The 19646-nt window shown below is 61.8% G+C and carries 19 protein-coding genes; 15 read left to right on the forward strand and 4 right to left on the reverse strand.

All coding sequences use genetic code 11. The features are described from left to right. Window positions 1-21: 21 nt before the first annotated feature. A complete protein-coding gene (locus FJ967_RS27365; RefSeq protein ID WP_140735425.1) occupies window positions 22-297 on the reverse strand; it encodes a hypothetical protein in 276 nt (91 codons plus the stop codon). A gap of 204 nt (window positions 298-501) precedes the next feature. On the opposite strand from FJ967_RS27365, the gene FJ967_RS27370 reads away from it, so the two are divergent. From FJ967_RS27370 to FJ967_RS34040, 9 genes are all read left to right on the forward strand, one after another. Next, window positions 502-1608 (forward strand): NAD-dependent epimerase/dehydratase family protein, encoded by a 1107-nt coding sequence (locus FJ967_RS27370; RefSeq protein ID WP_140735426.1) that lies wholly within the window; start codon window positions 502-504, stop codon window positions 1606-1608. Continuing rightward, complete coding sequence (locus FJ967_RS27375; protein ID WP_140735427.1) at window positions 1605-2666, forward strand: NAD-dependent epimerase/dehydratase family protein; 1062 nt, start codon at window positions 1605-1607, stop codon at window positions 2664-2666. Before FJ967_RS27370 ends, FJ967_RS27375 begins: the two co-directional genes overlap by 4 nt. Then, window positions 2663-3955 (forward strand): TIGR04295 family B12-binding domain-containing radical SAM protein, encoded by a 1293-nt coding sequence (locus FJ967_RS27380; RefSeq protein WP_140735428.1) that lies wholly within the window; start codon window positions 2663-2665, stop codon window positions 3953-3955. The genes FJ967_RS27375 and FJ967_RS27380 overlap by 4 nt, the downstream gene beginning before the upstream one ends. Next, on the forward strand, window positions 3940-5040 hold the full coding sequence (locus FJ967_RS27385) for a glycosyltransferase family 4 protein (protein WP_140735429.1): 1101 nt from the start codon (window positions 3940-3942) through the stop codon (window positions 5038-5040). Before FJ967_RS27380 ends, FJ967_RS27385 begins: the two co-directional genes overlap by 16 nt. Before the next feature lie 2 nt (window positions 5041-5042). After that, the gene (locus FJ967_RS27390; protein ID WP_140735430.1) at window positions 5043-6173 is read left to right on the forward strand and encodes a glycosyltransferase; all 1131 of its coding nucleotides are present in this window, start codon (window positions 5043-5045) and stop codon (window positions 6171-6173) included. After that, on the forward strand, window positions 6170-7264 hold the full coding sequence (locus FJ967_RS27395) for a glycosyltransferase (protein WP_140735431.1): 1095 nt from the start codon (window positions 6170-6172) through the stop codon (window positions 7262-7264). The genes FJ967_RS27390 and FJ967_RS27395 overlap by 4 nt, the downstream gene beginning before the upstream one ends. Beyond that, the gene (locus FJ967_RS27400; RefSeq protein ID WP_140735432.1) at window positions 7261-8370 is read left to right on the forward strand and encodes a glycosyltransferase; all 1110 of its coding nucleotides are present in this window, start codon (window positions 7261-7263) and stop codon (window positions 8368-8370) included. The genes FJ967_RS27395 and FJ967_RS27400 overlap by 4 nt, the downstream gene beginning before the upstream one ends. A 23-nt stretch (window positions 8371-8393) precedes the next feature. Then, on the forward strand, window positions 8394-9425 hold the full coding sequence (locus FJ967_RS27405; protein WP_140735433.1) for a UDP-glucuronic acid decarboxylase family protein: 1032 nt from the start codon (window positions 8394-8396) through the stop codon (window positions 9423-9425). Between the two features lie 157 nt (window positions 9426-9582). Further along, a complete protein-coding gene (locus FJ967_RS34040; RefSeq protein WP_281405691.1) occupies window positions 9583-9705 on the forward strand; it encodes a hypothetical protein in 123 nt (40 codons plus the stop codon). 12 nt (window positions 9706-9717) lie between these two features. On the opposite strand, the gene FJ967_RS27415 is transcribed toward FJ967_RS34040, so the two are convergent. Further along, the gene (locus FJ967_RS27415) at window positions 9718-11568 is read right to left on the reverse strand and encodes a hypothetical protein (protein ID WP_246675404.1); all 1851 of its coding nucleotides are present in this window, start codon (window positions 11566-11568) and stop codon (window positions 9718-9720) included. A 47-nt stretch (window positions 11569-11615) separates the two neighbouring features. Here FJ967_RS27415 and FJ967_RS27420 point away from each other — a divergent pair, with 47 nt between their 5' ends. From FJ967_RS27420 to FJ967_RS33540, 6 genes are all read left to right on the forward strand, one after another. Further along, window positions 11616-12719, forward strand: coding sequence for an inositol-3-phosphate synthase (locus FJ967_RS27420; RefSeq protein ID WP_140735435.1), 1104 nt, complete (start codon window positions 11616-11618; stop codon window positions 12717-12719). Beyond that, complete coding sequence (locus tag FJ967_RS27425; RefSeq protein WP_140735436.1) at window positions 12716-13312, forward strand: histidine phosphatase family protein; 597 nt, start codon at window positions 12716-12718, stop codon at window positions 13310-13312. The genes FJ967_RS27420 and FJ967_RS27425 overlap by 4 nt, the downstream gene beginning before the upstream one ends. Before the next feature lie 12 nt (window positions 13313-13324). Continuing rightward, window positions 13325-14422, forward strand: coding sequence for a glycosyltransferase (locus FJ967_RS27430; RefSeq protein WP_140735437.1), 1098 nt, complete (start codon window positions 13325-13327; stop codon window positions 14420-14422). 94 nt (window positions 14423-14516) lie between these two features. Continuing rightward, on the forward strand, window positions 14517-15278 hold the full coding sequence (locus FJ967_RS27435; protein WP_140735438.1) for a TIGR04290 family methyltransferase: 762 nt from the start codon (window positions 14517-14519) through the stop codon (window positions 15276-15278). Continuing rightward, window positions 15271-16203 (forward strand): beta-xylosidase, encoded by a 933-nt coding sequence (locus FJ967_RS27440; RefSeq protein WP_140735439.1) that lies wholly within the window; start codon window positions 15271-15273, stop codon window positions 16201-16203. The genes FJ967_RS27435 and FJ967_RS27440 overlap by 8 nt, the downstream gene beginning before the upstream one ends. A gap of 594 nt (window positions 16204-16797) precedes the next feature. Next, complete coding sequence (locus FJ967_RS33540) at window positions 16798-16974, forward strand: hypothetical protein (RefSeq protein WP_181176162.1); 177 nt, start codon at window positions 16798-16800, stop codon at window positions 16972-16974. A gap of 12 nt (window positions 16975-16986) precedes the next feature. Here the strand turns inward: FJ967_RS33540 and FJ967_RS27445 are convergent, their stop codons facing one another. Continuing rightward, complete coding sequence (locus tag FJ967_RS27445) at window positions 16987-17562, reverse strand: sigma-70 family RNA polymerase sigma factor (protein WP_246675405.1); 576 nt, start codon at window positions 17560-17562, stop codon at window positions 16987-16989. 556 nt (window positions 17563-18118) lie between these two features. After that, window positions 18119-19183: a M20/M25/M40 family metallo-hydrolase gene (locus FJ967_RS27450; protein WP_140735440.1), complete on the reverse strand. Its 1065-nt coding sequence runs from the start codon at window positions 19181-19183 to the stop codon at window positions 18119-18121. Window positions 19184-19646 lie beyond the last annotated feature (463 nt).

A 19646-nucleotide genomic window follows, 5' to 3' on the forward strand; every position in this document is an offset into this window, starting at 1 on the left:
GTGTGGCTGCGCTGATGCGCCTCAGCTTGTGGCGCCGGTGCGCTCCACGAATTTGTTGAAGCGGCTCTGTCCGCCGTTGCCGGACTCTTCCTGATGCAGGAAAGCCAGATCGTTTTCATCGAAGATGCGGAAGAACTCGTCCCACTCGATCGGTTCGAGCGTGTCTTCAGGCTCGCCGAAGTCGATCCGCAGAATGCCGCCCTTGCCGCCCGTGCGGACAACGGCGGGACGGCCGTCCCGCTCCTCCACCCAATTGCGGATTTCCTCGTGATTGGTTGTCTTTTTCGCTTCGGACATCGCTTACCCTTTCTCGCTGTCGGCCGATGAGCCGCCTAACAGCGGCGAAGGAGCAATGTTCCAATGCATTGCGTTCGGGCTTGCGCCGTCTGGTTGCACAATCGGGCGAAGGAACTTTCTTGAAGCAAGGGAACAAACCTTTTGCCCGACAGTTCGGGGCGCCAAAGCCATATCTTGCCCAAGCCAAATCTCAGAGGAGTTATCGTGAAACGCATACTGGTTACGGGAGGCTGCGGCTTCATTGGCCGTCACGTCGCCCAGGAGCTTGTCGAACATGGCTATGAGGTGCGCATCCTGGACGCACTGCTGGAGCAGGTGCATGGCGCTGAGGCCATCACTCTTCCCGCCGGCGCCGAGTTGATGAAGGGCGATGTCCTTGACCGCGAGATCGTGGTCGAGGCGTTGTCGAATGTCGATGCGGTCGTCCACCTGGCCGCCGAAGTCGGCGTTGGCCAATCCATGTACGAGATCGCCCGCTATGTCGGCACCAACGATCTCGGCACCGCGATCATCTTGGAAGCATTGATCAAGCGGCCGGTCGAAAGGGTCGTCGTCGCCTCCTCGATGAGCATCTATGGCGAGGGCCTCTACGAAACCGCGGACGGCCGGCGCATCGACGATGCGCGCCGCAAGGCCAGCGACATCAAGAGTGGCCAGTGGGACCTTTTGTCGGACGGCGGAGACAGGCTTGCCCCTGTGCCCACCGATGAAGAGAAGCGGGCCGATCTTGCCTCGATCTATGCGCTCACCAAATACGCACAGGAGCGGGCCGTGCTGATCTTCGGCCAGGCTTACGGCATCGACGCGGTGGCGCTGCGCCTCTTCAACGTATTCGGCGCCGGCCAGGCGCTTTCCAACCCCTATACCGGCGTGCTTGCCAATTTCGCAGCCCGCCTGGCGAACGGCCAGCGGCCGATGATTTTCGAGGACGGCGAGCAGAAGCGCGACTTTGTCCATGTGCGCGACGTCGCGCGGGCCTTTCGCCTGGCACTGGAGCAGCGTCAGGCGCAGGGCCACGCCATCAATATCGGCAGCGGCCGCTCCTACACAATCAGCGAGGTCGCCCGCCTGCTCGCAGACGCGATGGGCGAGCCCGGCCTGAGACCGGAAATCCTCGGCAAGTCACGCTCGGGCGATATCCGCAACTGCTTTGCCGATATTTCAAAAGCGCACGAATTGCTCGGCTTCGAACCGGAACACCGGCTGGAACACTCCCTCGACGAGTTTGTCGCCTGGGTTCGCAACACCGTCGCCATCGACCGTGGTGCTGACATGAAGCGGGAATTGGAAGAGCGGGGACTGGTTTCATGAGCCATCACCGCGAGGCTGTCATTGCCATCATCGGCGGCAGCGGCTTCATCGGCTCCAATCTCGCCGACAGCCTATTGTCGGATGGCAAGCCGGTGCTGGTCATCGACAATCTCAGCCGCCCGGGCGTCGAGCAGAACCTGCAATGGCTGGCGCAAAAACATGGCAACTTGCTTGCCGTGGAACGGGCCGATGTGCGCAATGCAGAGGCGATGACGTCCACGCTGACCTTCGCGAAGGCGATATTCCATCTCGCCGCGCAGACGGCTGTGACCACCAGTCTCGTCACCCCGAAGGACGATCTCGATATCAATCTAAGGGGCACATTCCATGTGCTGGAGGCCGCTCGTCAGACCGGCGCACCAGTGATCTTCGCCAGCACCAACAAGGTTTATGGCGCCTTGCCGCAAATCGCGGTGCGGCAAGCACGGGACCGCTACGAGCCTTGCGACGATGACATCCGCGCCCACGGCGTCGACGAGGCTGTCGGGCTCGATTTCTGCACGCCCTATGGCTGTTCCAAGGGGGCGGCCGATCAATATGTCCTCGACTACGCCAAGTCCTACGGCTTGCGCACGGCGGTGCTGCGCATGAGCTGCATCTACGGACCGCGCCAATTTGGCACCGAGGATCAGGGCTGGGTCGCGCATTTCCTGCTGAGCGCGCTCTCCGGCCACCCCATCACCATTTACGGCGACGGCCGGCAAGTGCGCGACGTCCTGCATGTCAGCGATGCGGTCTCCGCCTATCGCGGCGTGCTTGCCGGCATCGACCATCTCAAGGGCCAAGCCTTCAATTTGGGTGGCGGACCGCGCAATGCTGTCAGCCTGCGGATGCTGTTGGCCGAGATCGCAAGCATGACCGGCCGAAAAATCGCGCTTCATTACGACCGCGAGCGCACCGGCGACCAACCGTTCTTCGTTGCCGATACCCGCAAGATCGAAGCCGCGCTCGGCTGGAAGGCGAAATTCACATGGCGAGATGGCGTTCGCGACCTCGCCGACTGGCTGCGGCAGCATCGACTGGCGCCAGGCCTGCAAGCCGCGAGGTATGTTGCATGAAAGTCGCCTTGGTCAATCCCTGCTGGACATACGAACACAGCATCTATTTTGGCTGCCGCCAGCCGCATCTGCCGCTGGAGCTCGGCTACTCCAAGGCAATGCTGGAATCCGACGGCCACGAAGTGCTGATGCTTGACGGGCAATTGCAAAACCTTGACAACGCCGCGCTTGCCGAGCGGGTGGCAGCCTTCGCGCCCGATATGAGCGTCGTGACCACTGCGCCGACCTACCTGTTCTGGCGCTGCGCGCCGCCAGAGCTGCGGGTGCCGGCGGAATTCCTGGGCCATCTCGCGGGACGCGGCGGCCGCACCGTCGCGGTCGGACCGCATGGGTCGGCGACGCCGGCGCCGACGCTGCGCAAGCTCGGCGTGGATATCGTCGTCAAAGGCGAATGCGAGGAGATCGTGGCCGATCTCGCCCGCCGCCACGACTGGGAAAACGTGCCGCACACGGCGCGCCTCGCCAATGGCGCGCTCGCCGCCAATGGCGGCACACATGCAAGCCGCTTCGTCGACCACCCTGCCTTGCACTGGCCCTCCGAGTGGATCGCGGCACATGCGCATCATCACCATCGGTTCGACGCCAACCAGCTCGGAGCCGGCGCCGAGGTGGAGGCGTCGCGCGGCTGTCCCTACAATTGCAGCTTCTGTGCCAAGATCGATTTTCGCGACGGCTATCGCCGCCGCAATCATGACGCCGTCTTGGCCGAGATCGACGGACTGATCGCACAGGGCGTAGGCTATATCTACTTCATCGACGAGATCTTCCTGCCGCAGAAGGCCCTTCTGGAGGCGCTGGTCGATCGCGACATCCAGTTCGGCGTGCAGACCCGCATCGATCTCTGGAAACCGGAGCTGTTGAGGTTGCTGGGCGCAGCCGGCTGCGTGTCGATCGAAGCTGGTCTCGAAAGTCTCACCGTTGAAGGCCGCGAAATGCTGGCCAAGCGCTGCCGGCTGGGCACCGAGGAACTTGCCGCGCTGCTGGTCGATGCCCGCCGTCATGTCCCCTTCGTGCAGGCCAATCTGATCGGCGTCGTCGAGGACGATCCGGCGCTTGTGGATTATTGGCGCAAGCACCTCATCGACAATGGCGTCTGGGCCAATGAGCCGGTGCCGCTTTATCCGTATCCGAGTTCGCCCAGCTATCGCGAGCTGTGGGGTGAACCCGACGATTTAGCCTGGGAACGTGCTCACGAGCACTATCTCGCCTCCTTCGAGACCTTCAGCGACATCCAGGAAAAACGCCCGCGTGCCCTGGCGGAGTTGGAGGCCACATGCTGCAGTCATTGATCCGTCATCCGCGGCGCATTCTGATGACGACCGACGCCGTCGGCGGGGTGTGGCGCTATTCGCTCGATCTGGCACGCGCCATGGCAGCCGAGGGCAACAGCATCGTGCTGGCGGGGCTGGGACCCGAGCCGTCGCGAGACCAGGCGGCTGAGGCGCGCTCCTTTGCCACGCTGGCGTGGCTGAGGACGCCGCCGGACTGGATGACCCGCGACGAGAACGACCTCGACCGGCTGCCCGCAGAACTCGACGCCCTCGTCAGCGCTCATGCCATCGATCTCGTGCATCTCAATGCGCCGTCGCAGGCGGTTGGTCTCGAGCTTCGATGCCCAATCGTGGCGGTATCGCATTCCTGCGTGGTGACATGGCTGCATGCGGTGCGCGGCGACGTCATCGCAGGCGATTGGGTCTGGCAGTGGGAGCGCCACAGAGCAGGTTTCGAACGGGCCGATGCCGTCATTGCGCCGAGCCGAAGCCATGCCACCGCGCTGCAGGCCTGCTATGGGCCGATCGCAAGACTGTCCGTCGTCCACAATGGCGCCATTCCCGGCTGCACTGCCGAAGGACGCGATACTTTCGTGTTTGCCGCGGCGCGCTGGTGGGACGAGGGCAAGAACGCCGATGCTCTCGACAAGGCGGCAGCGATCGCGCCGTGGCCGGTCTACGCGGCCGGGTCGCTCAAAGGCCCCGACGGGCAGCGTGCCCAGCTCGACAATTGCAGCGCGCTCGGCCGGGTCGGCTATGCCGAAGTGCGCCGGATGATGGCGAGAGCAGGCATCTTCGTGTCGCCGTCCATCTACGAGCCGTTCGGGCTTGCCGCGCTTGAAGCCGCGTCATCCGGCACGCCTCTGGTTCTCGCCGACATTCCCACCTACCGCGAGATCTGGGACGGCGCAGCGCTGTTCTTCGAGGCACGCGATGCTCAAGGGCTTGCAGGCTGCATCGCCCGGCTGGCGGGCGACGACGAATTGCGGGGTCGACTCGGCAGGCACGCGGCGGAACGAGCTCGCAGGTTCTCGCTGCCAGCCCAGTCCGGCGCGACGAGCGAAATCTACGATCTGGCGGCCGTGGCCGCCGCGGGACGCTAGCCATGGATTTCCAGTTCTACACCCACTCGGCCGTCTCCGACTGGAACCACGGCAACGCGCATTTCCAGCGCGGCATCATGCGCGAACTCGTCGCGCGCGGACACCATGTGATCGCGCTGGAGCCGGCGGACGGCTGGAGCCGCTCCAACCTCCTGGCCGAACAAGGACGTTTTGCCATCGAGCGCTTCCGTAAGGATTTCCCGGAATTGATGCCGGTGACCTATGACGCGTCCTTCGATCACGAGGCCTGGGTCGCCGACGCCGATGTCGTGATCGTCCACGAATGGACGGAGCCCGACCTCGTCGCGCGCATTGGACGTGCGCGGGCCAATGGCGGCGACTTCACCCTTCTTTTCCACGACACGCACCACCGGGCGGTATCGGCAACGCAGGCAATTTTGGCCTTGGACCTCGAACACTATGATGGCGTCCTGGTTTTCGGCGAGGCCCTGCGCGATGGCTATCTCCGCGCCGGGTGGGGCAAACGGGTCTTCACCTGGCATGAGGCGGCCGACAACCGATTGGTCAAGCCATCCTCCGGTATACATCCGGGATCGGACCTGATCTGGATCGGCAATTGGGGCGATGACGAGCGCAGCGCCGAGATCACGGAATTCCTGATCGAGCCGGCGCGCGAGCTTGGCCTGTCGGGAACGGTTCACGGCGTGCGCTATCCACCGGAGGCTCTCGCCGCAGTGGCCGACGCGGGCCTGCGTTATGAAGGCTGGATCGCCAATGCCGACGTGCCGAAGGCGTTCGCACACCACCGCGTCACAATGCACATTCCGCGCCGGCCCTACCGGGAAAGCCTGCCGGGGATTCCGACTATCCGCATGTTCGAGGCGCTGGCTTGCGGCATTCCCCTTGTCTCGGCGCCCTGGTCGGACGCCGAAGGGCTGTTTCGGGCCGGCCAGGATTTCTTGTTTGCGCGCGACGGGGCCGAAATGCGCCAGCACCTCCGCGACATACTGAACGATCCGGAGCTTGCGAGATCGCTGGCCGCATCCGGCATCGAGACCATTCTCGCGCGGCACACATGCCGCCACCGCGCCGACGAACTGTTCGACGTCCTGGCCAGATGCGGCAATCGCCACGTGGCCAAAGAGATACCGGCAAAGGAGGCCGCCGCATGAAAATCGCGTTCTATGGCTCCAGTCTGCTCTCGTCCTATTGGAACGGCGCGGCGACCTATTATCGGGGGCTGCTCAAGGCGCTCGCCAAGCACGGCTACGACATCGTCTTCTACGAGCCTGACGCCTTCGACCGGCAGAAACATCGCGACATCGAAGCGCCGGACTGGTGCACCGTCGTCGTCTACGAGGCCACTCCGCACGCACTGATGCAGGTCGCCGCACGCGCCGCGCAGGCCGACATCGTCGTCAAGGCAAGCGGCGTCGGCTTCGAGGACGACGTCTTGCTGCGTGCGGTGCTGGACCATGCGCGGCCCGATGCATTGACGGTGTTCTGGGACGTCGACGCGCCGGCCACGCTCGAGGAATTGCGCAACGATCCGGATCATCCCTTGCACGAGGCGCTAACCAGGATCGATCTTGTCCTGACCTATGGCGGGGGCGATCCGGTGGTCTGGGAATACCGGGCATTGGGCGCCGCCGAGTGTATCCCCATCTACAACGCGCTCGACCCGGAGACGCATCATCCCGTCGCCAGCAATTCGCGCTTTGCCTGCGATCTCGCCTTTCTGGGCAACCGGCTCCCCGACCGTGAGGCGCGCGTCGAGGCGTTCTTCCTCGAGCCGGCGCGGGCGTTGGAGGGCCAGCGCTTCCTGCTTGGCGGCTCGGGTTGGGGAGACAAGCCGCTGCCGTCCAATGTCACATGGCTGGGCCATGTCGGGACGAGAGACCACAACGTCTTCAACGTCACGCCCAAGGCGGTCTTGAACATCAGCCGCGACAGCATGGCAGCCAACGGCTTTTCGCCGGCGACTCGCGTTTTCGAAGCAGCCGGCGCCGGCGCTTGCCTGGTGACGGACGCCTGGCTCGGCGTCGAGATTTTCTTGACGCCAGGCGAGGAAATCCTGGTCGCAAGAGACGGCGCCGACGTCGCCGAGATCATGCGCACGCTCTCGCCGTCGAGAGCCCGAGCCATTGGCGCGGCGGCGCTGCGCCGCGTTCTTGCCGATCATACCTACACGCTGCGGGCTGAACTGGTGGACGCCATCTTCAAGCGGCATTTCGAAAGCGAAAAGGCGGAGGCGGCGGAATGAAGACGCAACTCGACATCGTGTTCCTTGGCCTTTCCCTGTCGTCGTCCTGGGGCAACGGACATGCCACAACCTTTCGCGGATTGCTAAGGGGCCTGAACGAGCTCGGCCATCGCGTCACTTTTCTCGAGCGCGACGTGCCATGGTATGCACACCACCGGGATCTGCGCGACCCCGATTTTTGCACCCTGCGCTACTACGACACCGTCGATGAATTGCGCCGCAGCTACGAGCGAGAGCTGCAGCGGGCCGACATTGTGGTGGTGGGATCATTCGTTCCCGAAGGGATAAGTGTAATCGACAGCTTGAGCTCGTTGTGCACGGGGCGGTTCTGCTTTTACGACATCGATACACCGGTGACCCTGGCCAAGCTCGCGCAGAACGATTGCGACTATCTGGTCCGTCGTCAGGTTCCTTATTTCGATTGCTATTTCTCCTTTGCTGGCGGCCCGACGCTTGAGCGCCTGAAGTCGGAGTTCGGGGCGCGGCGCGCCGAGCCGCTCTATTGCGCAGTCGATCCCAAGCGCCACCATCGAACCGAAACCGCCATTCGATGGGACCTCGGTTATCTCGGCACCTACAGTGCGGACCGGCAGCAGGCATTGGAAACCCTGTTGATCGAGCCGGCGCGCAGGCTACCGAAGCGACTCTTTGTCGTCGCCGGTGCGCAATATCCATCAAACATCGTCTGGCCCGACAATGTCGAGCGGATCGACCATCTGCCGCCTGCCGAGCACGCGGCCTTCTACAGCAGCCAGCGCTACACGCTGAATCTCACGCGCGCGTCGATGATTGCGGCTGGATGGTCACCCAGCGTGCGGCTGTTCGAGGCCGCCGCGTGCGCTACACCGATCATCAGCGACCGCTGGCCGGGGCTGGACAGCTTTTTCCCGCGATCAGCGATCGAGACGGCCGGTAGTGCCGAAGACATCATCGCAATCCTGGAAAGACAATCCGACCGGGCAAGGTTGGGCATGGCAAGCAAGGCTCAGGCGATTGTCCTGGCCGAACACACGGGGGCTGCGCGAGCACGCGAATTCGTTTCCGCGCTGAAGCAGCCAAATCAGGCACGTCCGGTGCTCGCTCGGGACGTGGAAAGTGCAGCATGACAGGCAGACAGGAGACAAAGGCAATGCGGCAATCCAGAAAGACGCAAAGGCTGACGGTACTTGTTGCCGGCGGCGCCGGCTTCCTCGGTTCGCATTTGTGCGAGACCTTGCTCAATAGCGGTCACAGGGTGATCTGCGTCGACAACTTTCTCACTGGCAGGCTTGAGAACATAAATGCGATGATCGGGCGGCCGCGTTTTCGCCTGATCAGGCAGGATGTCTGCCAGCCGGTCACGGTCGATGAGCCCGTCGATCGCATCTTCAACATGGCTTGCGCGGCGTCGCCCCCCCGTTACCAGGCCGATCCGGTTCACACCACGCGCACATGTGTGATCGGCACACTCAATCTCCTGGAACTTGCCGTCGCCAAAGGCGCCCGTTTTCTGCAGGCTTCGACAAGCGAAGTCTATGGCGATCCCGAACAGCATCCGCAGAACGAGGATTATCTCGGTCATGTCAACTGCACCGGGCCGCGCGCCTGCTACGACGAGGGCAAGCGAACCGCGGAAACGCTCTGCTTCGACTATCTGCGGGCGGACCGGGCCGATATTCGCGTCGCGCGGATCTTCAATACCTATGGTCCCAGAATGGATCCGGCCGACGGCCGCATCGTCTCAAATCTCGTCATGCAGGCTCTCGAAAAACGGCCACTGACGATTTTCGGCGATGGTCGCCAGTCGAGGTCGTTCTGCTATGTCACCGACCTGGTGGAGGGACTGCTGCGCCTGATGGAGGTCGACCCCAATCCGCGCCTGCCCATCAATCTGGGCAATCCAGGTGAGTTTACCATTCTTGAGCTCGCAAGCCTGGTTCGCGAGATGACGGGTACACGCTCGACGGTTACATTCCTGCCCCTGCCGCAGGACGACCCGCGGCGGCGGCGGCCCGACATCACACGGGCCAAGACGCTGCTCGGCTGGCGGCCAAGGGTACCACTGCGCGAAGGCTTGCTGCCGACCATCGCCTATTTCGCCGACCAGGACGACGGCATGATCGAGCCAATCACCGCAGCGAAAAGCTCGGTAGCGGGTAAGGCGCAGAACCTTTCCGTGTGAGAGCGCCGTCCCGGGGGGCGCTCTCCGTTTCGCCGGCGGGGAACATCCGCCAGACCTGCCGGTTTGGTGCGTCAACCGGCAGGGAGAACAAAGCGGTGCAAAAAAGCGAAGTGTCAAGGACATCGATCGGCTCGCGGCCGAGGAAACGGCAGCGTTCTTGCGCCGCGCTTCCATCACCTATCTGGAATGCTGCGTCAGCCTGATGATGACGCATATGGGTCGCGATGAAATAGCCGCTATCCTGGAGCAGGAAGCCGATATGCTGCGCAAGCTCGATTGAGCGCTGGCGACTTCACTGCATCGTCCGATCCAGAAAGCGGGACAGGCGCGCCTGATACCGCTCGATGAGAGGCCGCAGCCGGTCGCTCTCACCGGTCTCAGCCTGGTCGGCCATGGTCCACAATCCCAATTGGAAAGCGAGATAGCAGGGCAGCATGTAGCTCAACGATTCGCGATCAACCGCGCGGTGCATTGCAGCCTCCGCGCCTACCGTCAGCTGGAGCAGCTCGGGATCCGAAAGATCATATTCGACAACGGCGCCGGCAATGTCCCATTCAATGCCCTGGCAGCCAATAAGGTCGTGCGACCGACAGTGATCGAGAGCGTCCGTCTTGAGCAGTTTACCGTCGGGGCAACAAAGGAATTCCCATGGGTGCAGGCGCCCATCGATCTGCACTCGATGTGTGGATTGCGGCAGCGGTTGGGCTTCGAACCAGTTGCGCAGTTCAACCGCGTTGCTTGGCCCCAATGCCTCTCCACAATTCTGCACGGCCATGCTTGCCAACACATCGGGCGCAGCACCCGTCTCGGATGTCCGAAGATGGGCGCCGCGCCAGCCAAGATAGCGCCCGAGCCATGCGATAAACCTTTCTCTGGATACACCGGCGCCGTCCAACCTGCTCGCCTCGACCCAACGCTCGACCAGGAAACCATGGCAGAGGCCTGCGACGGGCGGCCCGAACCCGGATTCATGGAGCAATGTGGCTGTGCGCAGCTTATGCAAGCCGCTCTCGCCAAGTCCGGCAAACTTGACCAGCCAACGCCCTGCCCCGGCTGACGCTAGAAATTTGCGTCGTTCGAAGCCAGCAAAGATCGGCGGCCACTGCCCTGGCGACAAAGGCAGATGATGGCGCCACGCTCCGCCGGATATCTCACGTAACTGAACATCGGGCATGGCCAGAAGCTTGACCACCCAGTCGGCGAGTTTCGCAGTCGTCCGGCCGTCGAACGTGCGTTCGAAATCCACGCAATGGATGCGGCAGCGAGACCAGGTGGCGAGGATATCTTCGGTTGCTTTTCCGCCCGGGCCGTTTCGATGGCTCGGGAACAGATGGATGCGGTCGAGATCGACGCCCTGCTCAAGCAACCAGCTTACAACGGCGTGGAACGAGCTGCCAGACAGACCGGGACCTTCGTCGACGATAGCATAGCTGGCCGCCTTACTGATAAGCCAGCGGCCGATCAGATCAGGCGCGGCGGAAATGCGCCGGGCAAACGGATGCCCGACCGGCCGCACGCTAACGGGCGGCGGCGCGCCGAGAGCGGCGGCGACCATCGCGGCGAGCCCCAGACCAATGCTGCGGAGGCCGATGACGCATGTGTTGGCGTCGAGGCCGGACTGCTGCGCGGCGGCAAGATAGGTTTCGGGATATAGCGCATAATGGGCATAACCTTCAGCGGCGCCTGTTGTGATCTCGGCCTGCCGATCCAGTTTGGCCAACATCTCCGATATGTCACAATCAAGCGCACCGGCAGAGGCAAATCCGCTTCGCCAGGACCGCGCGACCTCCGAGGCCAGCGCGACCAGAATTTGTGCGCCGCGTTGCTGCGAGGCTGAATTGCGGTCGACTCCTGCGACCTCGAACTCCGCGTCGGCAAGGCCTTGAACCAGCTCAGAGACGTTGACGAAGAGCCTGACCAGAGCGGAATGCCGCTCGAGGCCCGGCGGCATCGCGCTGATGTTGGTCGCAGCCGCGCTCGCTGCCTCGGCGAGCCGGCCGGCGCGGCACTTCCGCTTGTGGTCACCGAAGACGATCATCGCCCTGCCTTGCTGTCTGGCCGCCAACGCGAACGCTGCATTTTCGATCCGCAACCCGGCAACGCAATTTTTGGGCTCTGCAAAGGAACATTCCGGGCCGCTCACGGTTCGGCGCCAAGGAACTTACCTTAAAAAGCAGAGGCAGCGGTTTCGTGGCATCGAAGAAAGTTCGTATCGGTATCGTTGGCATCGGCAATTGCGCATCCTCCCTGGTGCAAGGCCTGACCTACTATCGTGACGCCAAGAGCAACGAGCCGATACCCGGGCTGATGCATGCCGATCTCGGCGGCTACCATGTCGATGACATCGAAATCGTCTGCGCTTTCGACGTGGCGAACGGCAAGGTCGGGCGCGATGTCGCCGAGGCGATCTACAGCGCGCCCAACAACACCTTCCGTTTCGCGGACGTAGAAGCGACCGGCGTTCGCGTCGAGCGCGGTCCCACCCTCGACGGCATCGGCAAATATCTGCGGGATGAAATCGAAGAGTCGCAGCAACCGGTCGCGGACGTCGTCGCCCGGCTGCGGCAAAGCGAGCCCGATGTTTTGGTGTCTTATCTGCCGGTCGGGTCGGAAGAGGCGACCCGCTTTTATGCCGAATGCGCGCTCGAAGCAGGATGCGGCTTCGTGAACTGCATACCCGTCTTCATCGCTTCTCGACCGGAGTGGCGCCAGCGCTTCGAGGAGCGCGGACTGCCGCTGGTCGGCGACGACATCAAAAGCCAGGTCGGCGCAACAATCGTGCATCGCATGCTGGCCAACCTTTTCCGTGAACGTGGCGTGCGCATCGACCGCACCTACCAGCTTAATTTCGGCGGCAACACCGATTTCCTCAACATGCTCGAACGTGAACGGCTGGAGTCGAAAAAGATCTCGAAAACCCAGTCCGTCACCAGCCAGATCGACGTCCCCCTCGCGGCAGGTGACATTCATGTCGGTCCCAGCGACCATGTTCCCTGGCTGACCGACCGCAAATGGGCCTACATACGTGTCGAGGGCACGACCTTCGGCGGCGTTCCCCTGAATGCCGAACTCAAGCTGGAAGTGTGGGATTCGCCCAATTCAGCCGGCGTCGTCATCGACGCCGTTCGCTGCGCCAAGCTCGCTCTCGACCGCGGAATTGCCGGAGCCCTGACCGGCCCCTGCAGCTATTTCATGAAGTCGCCACCAGAACAATTCACCGACGCCGAAGCCCGTCAACGCACGCTCGACTTCATCGCCGGCAGGAACGAGCCGATGCTCGACGCTGCACAATGACGACGACTTTCTTCCTGATCCGGCACGCCGCGCACGACAATGTCGGCAGCTATCTGGCCGGTCGCATGGACGGCATCTGTCTTGGCGCGGCAGGCCAGGCGCAAGCCCTGCATCTGGCCCGCCGCATGGCGCGCGAACCGCTGGCTGCGATCTGCAGCAGCCCGCGCGAGCGCACCCTGGAAACCGCCAAGCCTATGGCGATCGCCTGCGCCGTCGACAAGATCGCGATCTGCCAGGAGCTCGATGAAATCGACTTCGGCGCCTGGTCGGGAAAGACGTTCGACGAGTTGAACGGCGATGCCGCCTGGCGGATGTGGAACAGTCAACGTCAAAGCGCGCGCACCCCGAGCGGCGAGACGATGCAGGATGTTCAGCAGCGCGTGGTCGCGGTCATGGAGACGGTGCGCCAGACGGCGCAGAACCAATGTGTTGCCCTGATCAGCCATGCCGACGTTATCAAGGCAGCCGTTTGTAAAGTGCTCGGGCTTCAGCTCGGCGACTGCTTCCGCTTCGATATCGAGCCCGCCTCGATCACCACGATCGTCTATGGCGACTGGGGTTCCAAGCTGATCCGCCTGAACGAAAACGCCTGACGGAGTCGCCGAATGCGCATGCTCATTTTCGGTCTCACCGTCACCTCGTCTTGGGGGAATGGACATGCCACACTGTGGCGTGGTCTCATCCGCTCATTGGCGCGGCTTGGCTGGTCCATCAGTTTCTTCGAGCACGACACCCACTACGCGGGCACCAGGGATCTTCATCAGCTCGATGGCGGCAATGTCGTGCTCTACCCGAGTTGGGAGGACATCCGGCACGCTGCGGAGACCGAAATCCGGCATGCCGATATCGTCATTGTCACCTCCTATTGTCCCGATGCGGTCGAAGCTTCCCGGCTTGCACAGCAAAGCTGCCGCGGGCTGACGGTTTTCTATGATCTCGACACACCGGTGACACTGGCAAGGATAGCGCGCGGAGACTATCCGCCCTACTTCGGCCCCGAAGGACTGCGCGATTTCGACCTGGTGCTGAGCTACACCGGCGGGCCGGCCCTCGACGCCTTGAAAAATATCCTGGGCGCGCGCCACGTCTTGCCGCTTTATGGCCATGTCGACCCGGAACGGCATCGCCCCGCCGAGCCAAGGGCAGAGTTCGCGGCCGATCTGTCTTATCTCGGGACCTACGCGGCAAATCGTCAGGCCGGGGTCGAAAAACTCCTGGTCGCATCTGCGGCGCGTTTGCCAGACCAGCGCTTCATCATCGGCGGGGCACAGTATCCGCCAGAATTCCCGTGGAGCAAGAATATCTTCTTGGTCAGGCATCTGCCGCCCGCCGATCATCCCGCCTTCTTCTGCTCGTCGCGCCTGACGCTGAACGTCACCCGCGAGGCGATGGCGCAGACGGGCTGGTGCCCTTCGGGCCGCCTGTTCGAGGCGGCGGCGTGCGGGGCAGCGGTGATCTCCGATGACTGGCCGGGCCTGGACAGTTTCTTCCAGCCGGGATGCGAGATCCTTCTTGCCCATTCTACGGATGATGTCGTTGCCGCGCTCAGCCTCCCGAACGACGAACTCCGGCCCATCCGCGGCCGCGCCCGTGAGCGGGTTCTCAGCGAGCACACCTCGGCAGTGCGCGCGGCGGAGCTGGACCGGATGCTGAATGACGCCTTACGAGCCCCCGCGAACGTACCGATGAAGGAAGCTGTCTGATGTTGATCATACCTGCGGAGGAAGAGGCGACGCTTATGGTCTTGCCGCAGGGCCGGACAGGAACGCCATCCTTGCCGGGCGAAGGAGGCTAGCTGTGCTGCATTCCAATGCTGAGCTGAAGGCTCGCATCGACGCGCTTGGGCCGTGGTTCCACAACATGAAACTAGGCGGCGTGGAGACCGCCCCCGATCATTTCCTCGGCAATTACCCCTTCATCAAATGGCGAAAATTCGCAGACGCCATCCCGCACGACTTGTCGGGCAAGTCCGTGCTTGACATCGGCTGCAATGCCGGATTCTACTCCATCGAGATGAAAAGGCGCGGCGCCGAACGCGTGCTGGGCATCGACTTCGATGAAGCATATCTGGCGCAGGCGCGTTTTGCTGCCGAGATCGCGGACTGCGAGATCGAGTTCCGCCAGCTCTCGGTCTATGACGTCGGCGCGTTGGGTGAGACCTTCGACATCGTGCTTTTCATGGGGGTGCTCTACCATTTGCGCCATCCGCTGCTGGCGCTCGATCTCATCCGCCAGCATGTCGCAAATGACCTCTTGGTTTTCCAGTCCATGCAGCGCGGCAGCAACGAGACTCTGCCGGTCGAAGAGAACTATCATTTTTGGACGCATGATCTGTTCGATCGCGCCGCTTTCCCAAAATTGCATTTCATCGAGCATCGCTACGCGGACGATCCTACCAACTGGTGGATTCCCAACCGCTCCTGCACCGAAGCGATGCTGCGAAGCGCCGGATTTCAAATCCTGCAGCACCCGGAAGATGAAGTGTTTTTCTGCCGTGTCGCTGGCGAACCGGGCGGCGGCGGCGCGGTCTATCCTGCGAAAGGACGAACCAATGATTGAAGCCGCCATGATCTGGAACGAGCCCAACAACAAATCCCATTGGGATCCCGAACTCGATCCGGACTGGAGCCGCTTCGCCGAGATGGCAATCCTGGCCGCAGATGCGATTGCCAGGGAGAACGCCGCCCTCACCAAGGTGCTGGGCGGGATTTCGCCGATCGATGCCGGTTTCATAACACGCATGAAGGAATTTGGCGTGCTCGACCACGTCGATGCCGTCGCCGCCCACGGCTTCCCGCTCGACTGGAACCTCTGGCAGATTCACGAATGGCCGCAGAAGCTTGGAGAGATTGCGGCTGTCACTGATCTGCCGATCTGGGTCAGCGAAGTCGGCGTCTCCACCTTCGGCGCGGAGGAAATCCAGCTCTGGGGCCTGCGTCGGACAGCCGAATTGCTGCTTGGCAATTCCCCGCGCATCCAGTGGTACAGTCTCTACGATCTGCCGCTTGCGTGGGGCGCGACGACCCGCCACCGCGAGGCAGAGGGCTCTTCCTACTACCGCCACTTCTACATGGGCCTGCTGCGCGAGGATGGCACGCCCAAGCCGGCGCTTGAAGAGTTCGTGCGTCACACACCGCAGATGGGGCTCGTACAGTGGTTCCATTTCGAAGACCCTCGCCTGGACGACGCGGTCGCGTGGATGAAGAGGCTTGGCGTCACAAATTTGCGGACCGGTCTTTCCTGGGCAGACAGTTTCAGGCCGAACGCACTCGACTGGTTTGACAGGCAGATGGCGGCGCTTGCGGATTTTGACGTCACCGTCACGTTCTGCTTCACGCCGGAGCATCGCGGCCTGCAACCGCACCATACCAGCCCACCCCAAATACCTGAGGAATTTGCCGAGTTCTGTGCAGCGATGACCCGCCGATATGCACCAGGGGTTACTGCTGCCACGGCATCCCCGCCTCGAGCTTCGGCTGCATGAGCCCCCCCATGCCTCCCTATGATCAGCACCCGAAGGTCCTGTTCGAAGAGCTCAGGCTCGATCACCCATGACCCACATCGTGTAACGTCGCTTATCCGCTGCATCCGCGCCTGATAGGATCGGTGGCGCCGCCGATGACGGCACTGCGTTTTTGCTACGGTGCTTCAGCGGAACATAATAGGAAAGCGCGGTTTGGTTCGCAACGATTGCAACTCAGGAGCCGGAAGATGCCGTCCGGCAGTAAGAAGCAGATAGGCCGCGGTGGTCGGGGCAAACACCGAGAACGGGAGCTGCAACCAGTTTTCGCAAGGCGATGGCTGGCGAAAATGACATCCACTCAACGGTATAAACAAGCATATTGAGCAATGCGGCGTCGAGGGGCAGTGGACGAAGTCCGATCAATATCAGGACCATGCAGCCACCGATCCCACCGCAACGCGGACAGCCGGCTAAGTCGATCCGGCGATGCAGGTTTTCGGCAGAATCTTGTGCAGAGTCGAAGCAGTCTGGTCTGTTGCCGTGAGCGCATTGCAAATGTCAGCCGTCTGTGGTGACAGTGACGCAAAGGGACTGTCATTTGTTAAGAGAAAATACATGCCTCGCACCGGCCCACCTAATCATGCTACCCAAGCCAGCCTGGGCATGGATCAGGAGATTGCAACGTTGTTGAGTGCCATTGAGCAGGAGAAGGTTCCTGATCGCCTGACGCAACTCGCAATCGACCTGCAAAATGCGCTTATCCAAAAGCGGCGGCACGAGACGTCGAATTGACGTTCGATCCCCTCATCCGGCATCGGAATCCCAGTGATTCTCGGCCAACGGGTGCCGCCGCTCCACTAACGCTTGCGATGACGTCTCGCCCAGAAACTCCAGTACACTGGCCCGAGCCCGATTGAGACGGCTTTTGACGGTTCCAACCGCACAGCCGCAAATTTCGGCTGTCTCCTCATAGCTGACGCCGAGAACGCCGATCAGCATGAGAACCTCGCGCTGGTGTTCAGGCAGCTTTTGGATCGCATGGTGGACTTCCTTACTCTGCATTGACCAATCTTGGGGCGCTTCCGTAACAGGGCGGCTTGAGGCGCAGTCGAGCAGACCGGGCGCCTCGCGCGCCGCGGCCTTGATGCGCGTATAATGCGTGTTGCGCATGATGGTGAAGAGCCAGGATTTCATGCGCGTTCCGGGCTCGAATTTGTCGAGATTGGCAAGACCCTTGGCCAAGGTCTCCTGGACGAGGTCATCAGCATCGTCCGGCACGCGGCAGAACGTGCGCGCGAAGGCGCGCAATGCCGGAATAAGATCGACGACAGAAAGGCTGTCGCCTTCGTTGATAGCGGTTGCACGGTCTCTGAGTAACAAGGTTTTTATCCCGCAGGTTGATGGATGCAGATTACGAGGAATGTACCAAAATGAGGAAAGTTCCTTCCGACCCAAACTCCCTTGAGGTGGGTGAACTCCGCCCAAAGTGATCGCATCGCAAACCAAAAGTCGCGATAAAGACATGCCTCATTGTTCAAGTCGGAACCAATCTCGCAACAGCAGTTCGGAACCGCTCAGGGAGGCTGGTATAGACTTTTGCCTGTCGGCGCTTTGCGCGGTACAAACAACAATTCCACCGCCTCAGGCGAGCGGTTTTCCACCGGCCTTGGAGCGCAATTCTGGAGACCTTGACGGAGCGGCGCAAAATCGGGCAAGGAAATGCTTCACTGCAGGGCCGAATAGCTGCTGCCGTGACCAACTTTGCCGGCAGCATGGGATCGATTTTCTCCATATGTCCTCGTCGATGCTTGGATCCTGGCCACCTCGGAATGCTAGGGTTCACCGCGTGGATTCATCGCTCTGGTACTGGCGATGATCGCCTCGGTCGAACCGATCTATCTGTCGAACTTCGTCAATAACCAGCTGGTGGATGGCGTTACGGGGTGAAATCCGTGTCGGGGCGCACATCGCGGCAAAACGCACACACCAGCTCGATCGTCGCTTCGACGTCGGCGAGACACAAAACCTCGGATGGAGTATGCATGTAGCGTAGCGGCACGGACAGGAGCCCGGTGGCGACACCGCCTCGGTTGGTTTGCAGGAGGCGGGCATCGGTCGGGCTTTTGTCTCCGTAGGCCTGCAGCTGATACGGAATTCCCCTACGATCCGCAGCTCCCTTGAGAAGATCGAACACTACAGGGTTGGTGCTTGGACCTTGCGAGATCCCGGGACCTTTCCCAAGGTCCAACTTACCCTGGTCTTCTGCCCTGGCGAGCGGGTAATCCATGGCCACCCCCATGTCTACCGCAAGCGCAGCATGCGGTGCGAGATTGAAGGCTGCTGTCTGGGCGCCCCTTGATCCTATTTCCTCCTGAACCGTTCCCAACACGTATACGCCCACGTCGGGGTGCAGGCCGCCACCCTCTTTGAGCCGCCTCACGATCTCCGTACCAATAAAGAGGCCGGCCTTGTTGTCGAAAGCGCGCGCCATCGCGCGATCACCAAGAAGCATCGTGAAGCTTGCATTCAGAGTGACCGGGCTACCAACTTTCACCACCTTTTCCGCCTCTTCGCGCGACCTGGCGCCTATATCGATCCACAGATCCTTCAAGCTGGGCGTCTGGCTGCTATCGGACACTTTGAATGTCTGTACGGCCTTGCGCCCAATCACGCCGGCAACCCGCTCAGCGCCGTGTACCCAGACGCGCTGCCCGATCTCTGTAGCGACGTCGGTGCCACCAATCGTGTTGAAGAACAGGAAGCCATTTTCATCGATGTAATGAACAATGAAGCCGATTTCATCCATGTGCCCAGCGTACATGACGCGAAAGCCGGCTTCCGGGTTCAGGATTGCGCTCACATTGCCCAGCACATCGGTCGTCACCTTATCTGCAAACTCGCAGACATTGTCCCGATATAGTTTGGCGACGGGCTGTTCGAAGCCGCTAGGGGAAGGCGTCGCAATGAGCGCCTCCAGATAGGAAAGGGACTGGTCGCGCACGTTTTCCTCCGGGTGCTGGAACGAACATGTTGTCTGGGCTAATCTACGCCCGACGTGTTGGTTCCAAGCGGAGGAGCAAGACACAAAATCCTTTGTCTTGTGACCTGGATGGTGGGTCACCGTGTGCACTAGGACGGCTTATTAACAAGGCGAAGGCCGCCCTTGGCTTGTGAGCCACCCTTCGAGCGTCGGGCCTTGAGGGCGGATGCATCACCAGAATTCACAACTTAAGCTTCCGATCGGAGTAAAGACAGGGACAGCATCCACGATCCCGATCGTGATCTTCGTGCCGCCTATCACGACCAGGCTCCAGCTGTTTGTAACTAAGCCCGAGATTTTCTCCGTTGTGGCAGGTATGCCAAAGGTCGAGTTGCCGTGGCTCCAGTGCCGCCGCGCAAAGACGGGGCGCGCAGCCAAGGCGCCCGAGATGCACGGGAATCCGACAACGAAACTTAGGACCAGA

The sequence above is a fragment of the Mesorhizobium sp. B2-3-4 genome (assembly GCF_006442315.1).
Lineage (GTDB): Bacteria > Pseudomonadota > Alphaproteobacteria > Rhizobiales > Rhizobiaceae > Mesorhizobium.

Excerpts from the sequence above, each read along its gene's own strand:
- FJ967_RS27365 (WP_140735425.1), bottom strand. The coding sequence starts at position 297 with ATGTCCGAAGCGAAAAAGACAACCAATCACGAGGAAATCCGCAATTGG.
- FJ967_RS27375 (WP_140735427.1), top strand. The coding sequence starts at position 1,605 with ATGAGCCATCACCGCGAGGCTGTCATTGCCATCATCGGCGGCAGCGGC.
- FJ967_RS27380 (WP_140735428.1), top strand. The coding sequence starts at position 2,663 with ATGAAAGTCGCCTTGGTCAATCCCTGCTGGACATACGAACACAGCATC.
- FJ967_RS27385 (WP_140735429.1), top strand. The coding sequence starts at position 3,940 with ATGCTGCAGTCATTGATCCGTCATCCGCGGCGCATTCTGATGACGACC.
- FJ967_RS27390 (WP_140735430.1), top strand. The coding sequence starts at position 5,043 with ATGGATTTCCAGTTCTACACCCACTCGGCCGTCTCCGACTGGAACCAC.
- FJ967_RS27395 (WP_140735431.1), top strand. The coding sequence starts at position 6,170 with ATGAAAATCGCGTTCTATGGCTCCAGTCTGCTCTCGTCCTATTGGAAC.
- FJ967_RS27400 (WP_140735432.1), top strand. The coding sequence starts at position 7,261 with ATGAAGACGCAACTCGACATCGTGTTCCTTGGCCTTTCCCTGTCGTCG.
- FJ967_RS27405 (WP_140735433.1), top strand. The coding sequence starts at position 8,394 with ATGCGGCAATCCAGAAAGACGCAAAGGCTGACGGTACTTGTTGCCGGC.
- FJ967_RS27425 (WP_140735436.1), top strand. The coding sequence starts at position 12,716 with ATGACGACGACTTTCTTCCTGATCCGGCACGCCGCGCACGACAATGTC.
- FJ967_RS27430 (WP_140735437.1), top strand. The coding sequence starts at position 13,325 with ATGCGCATGCTCATTTTCGGTCTCACCGTCACCTCGTCTTGGGGGAAT.
- FJ967_RS27440 (WP_140735439.1), top strand. The coding sequence starts at position 15,271 with ATGATTGAAGCCGCCATGATCTGGAACGAGCCCAACAACAAATCCCAT.
- FJ967_RS33540 (WP_181176162.1), top strand. The coding sequence starts at position 16,798 with ATGCCTCGCACCGGCCCACCTAATCATGCTACCCAAGCCAGCCTGGGC.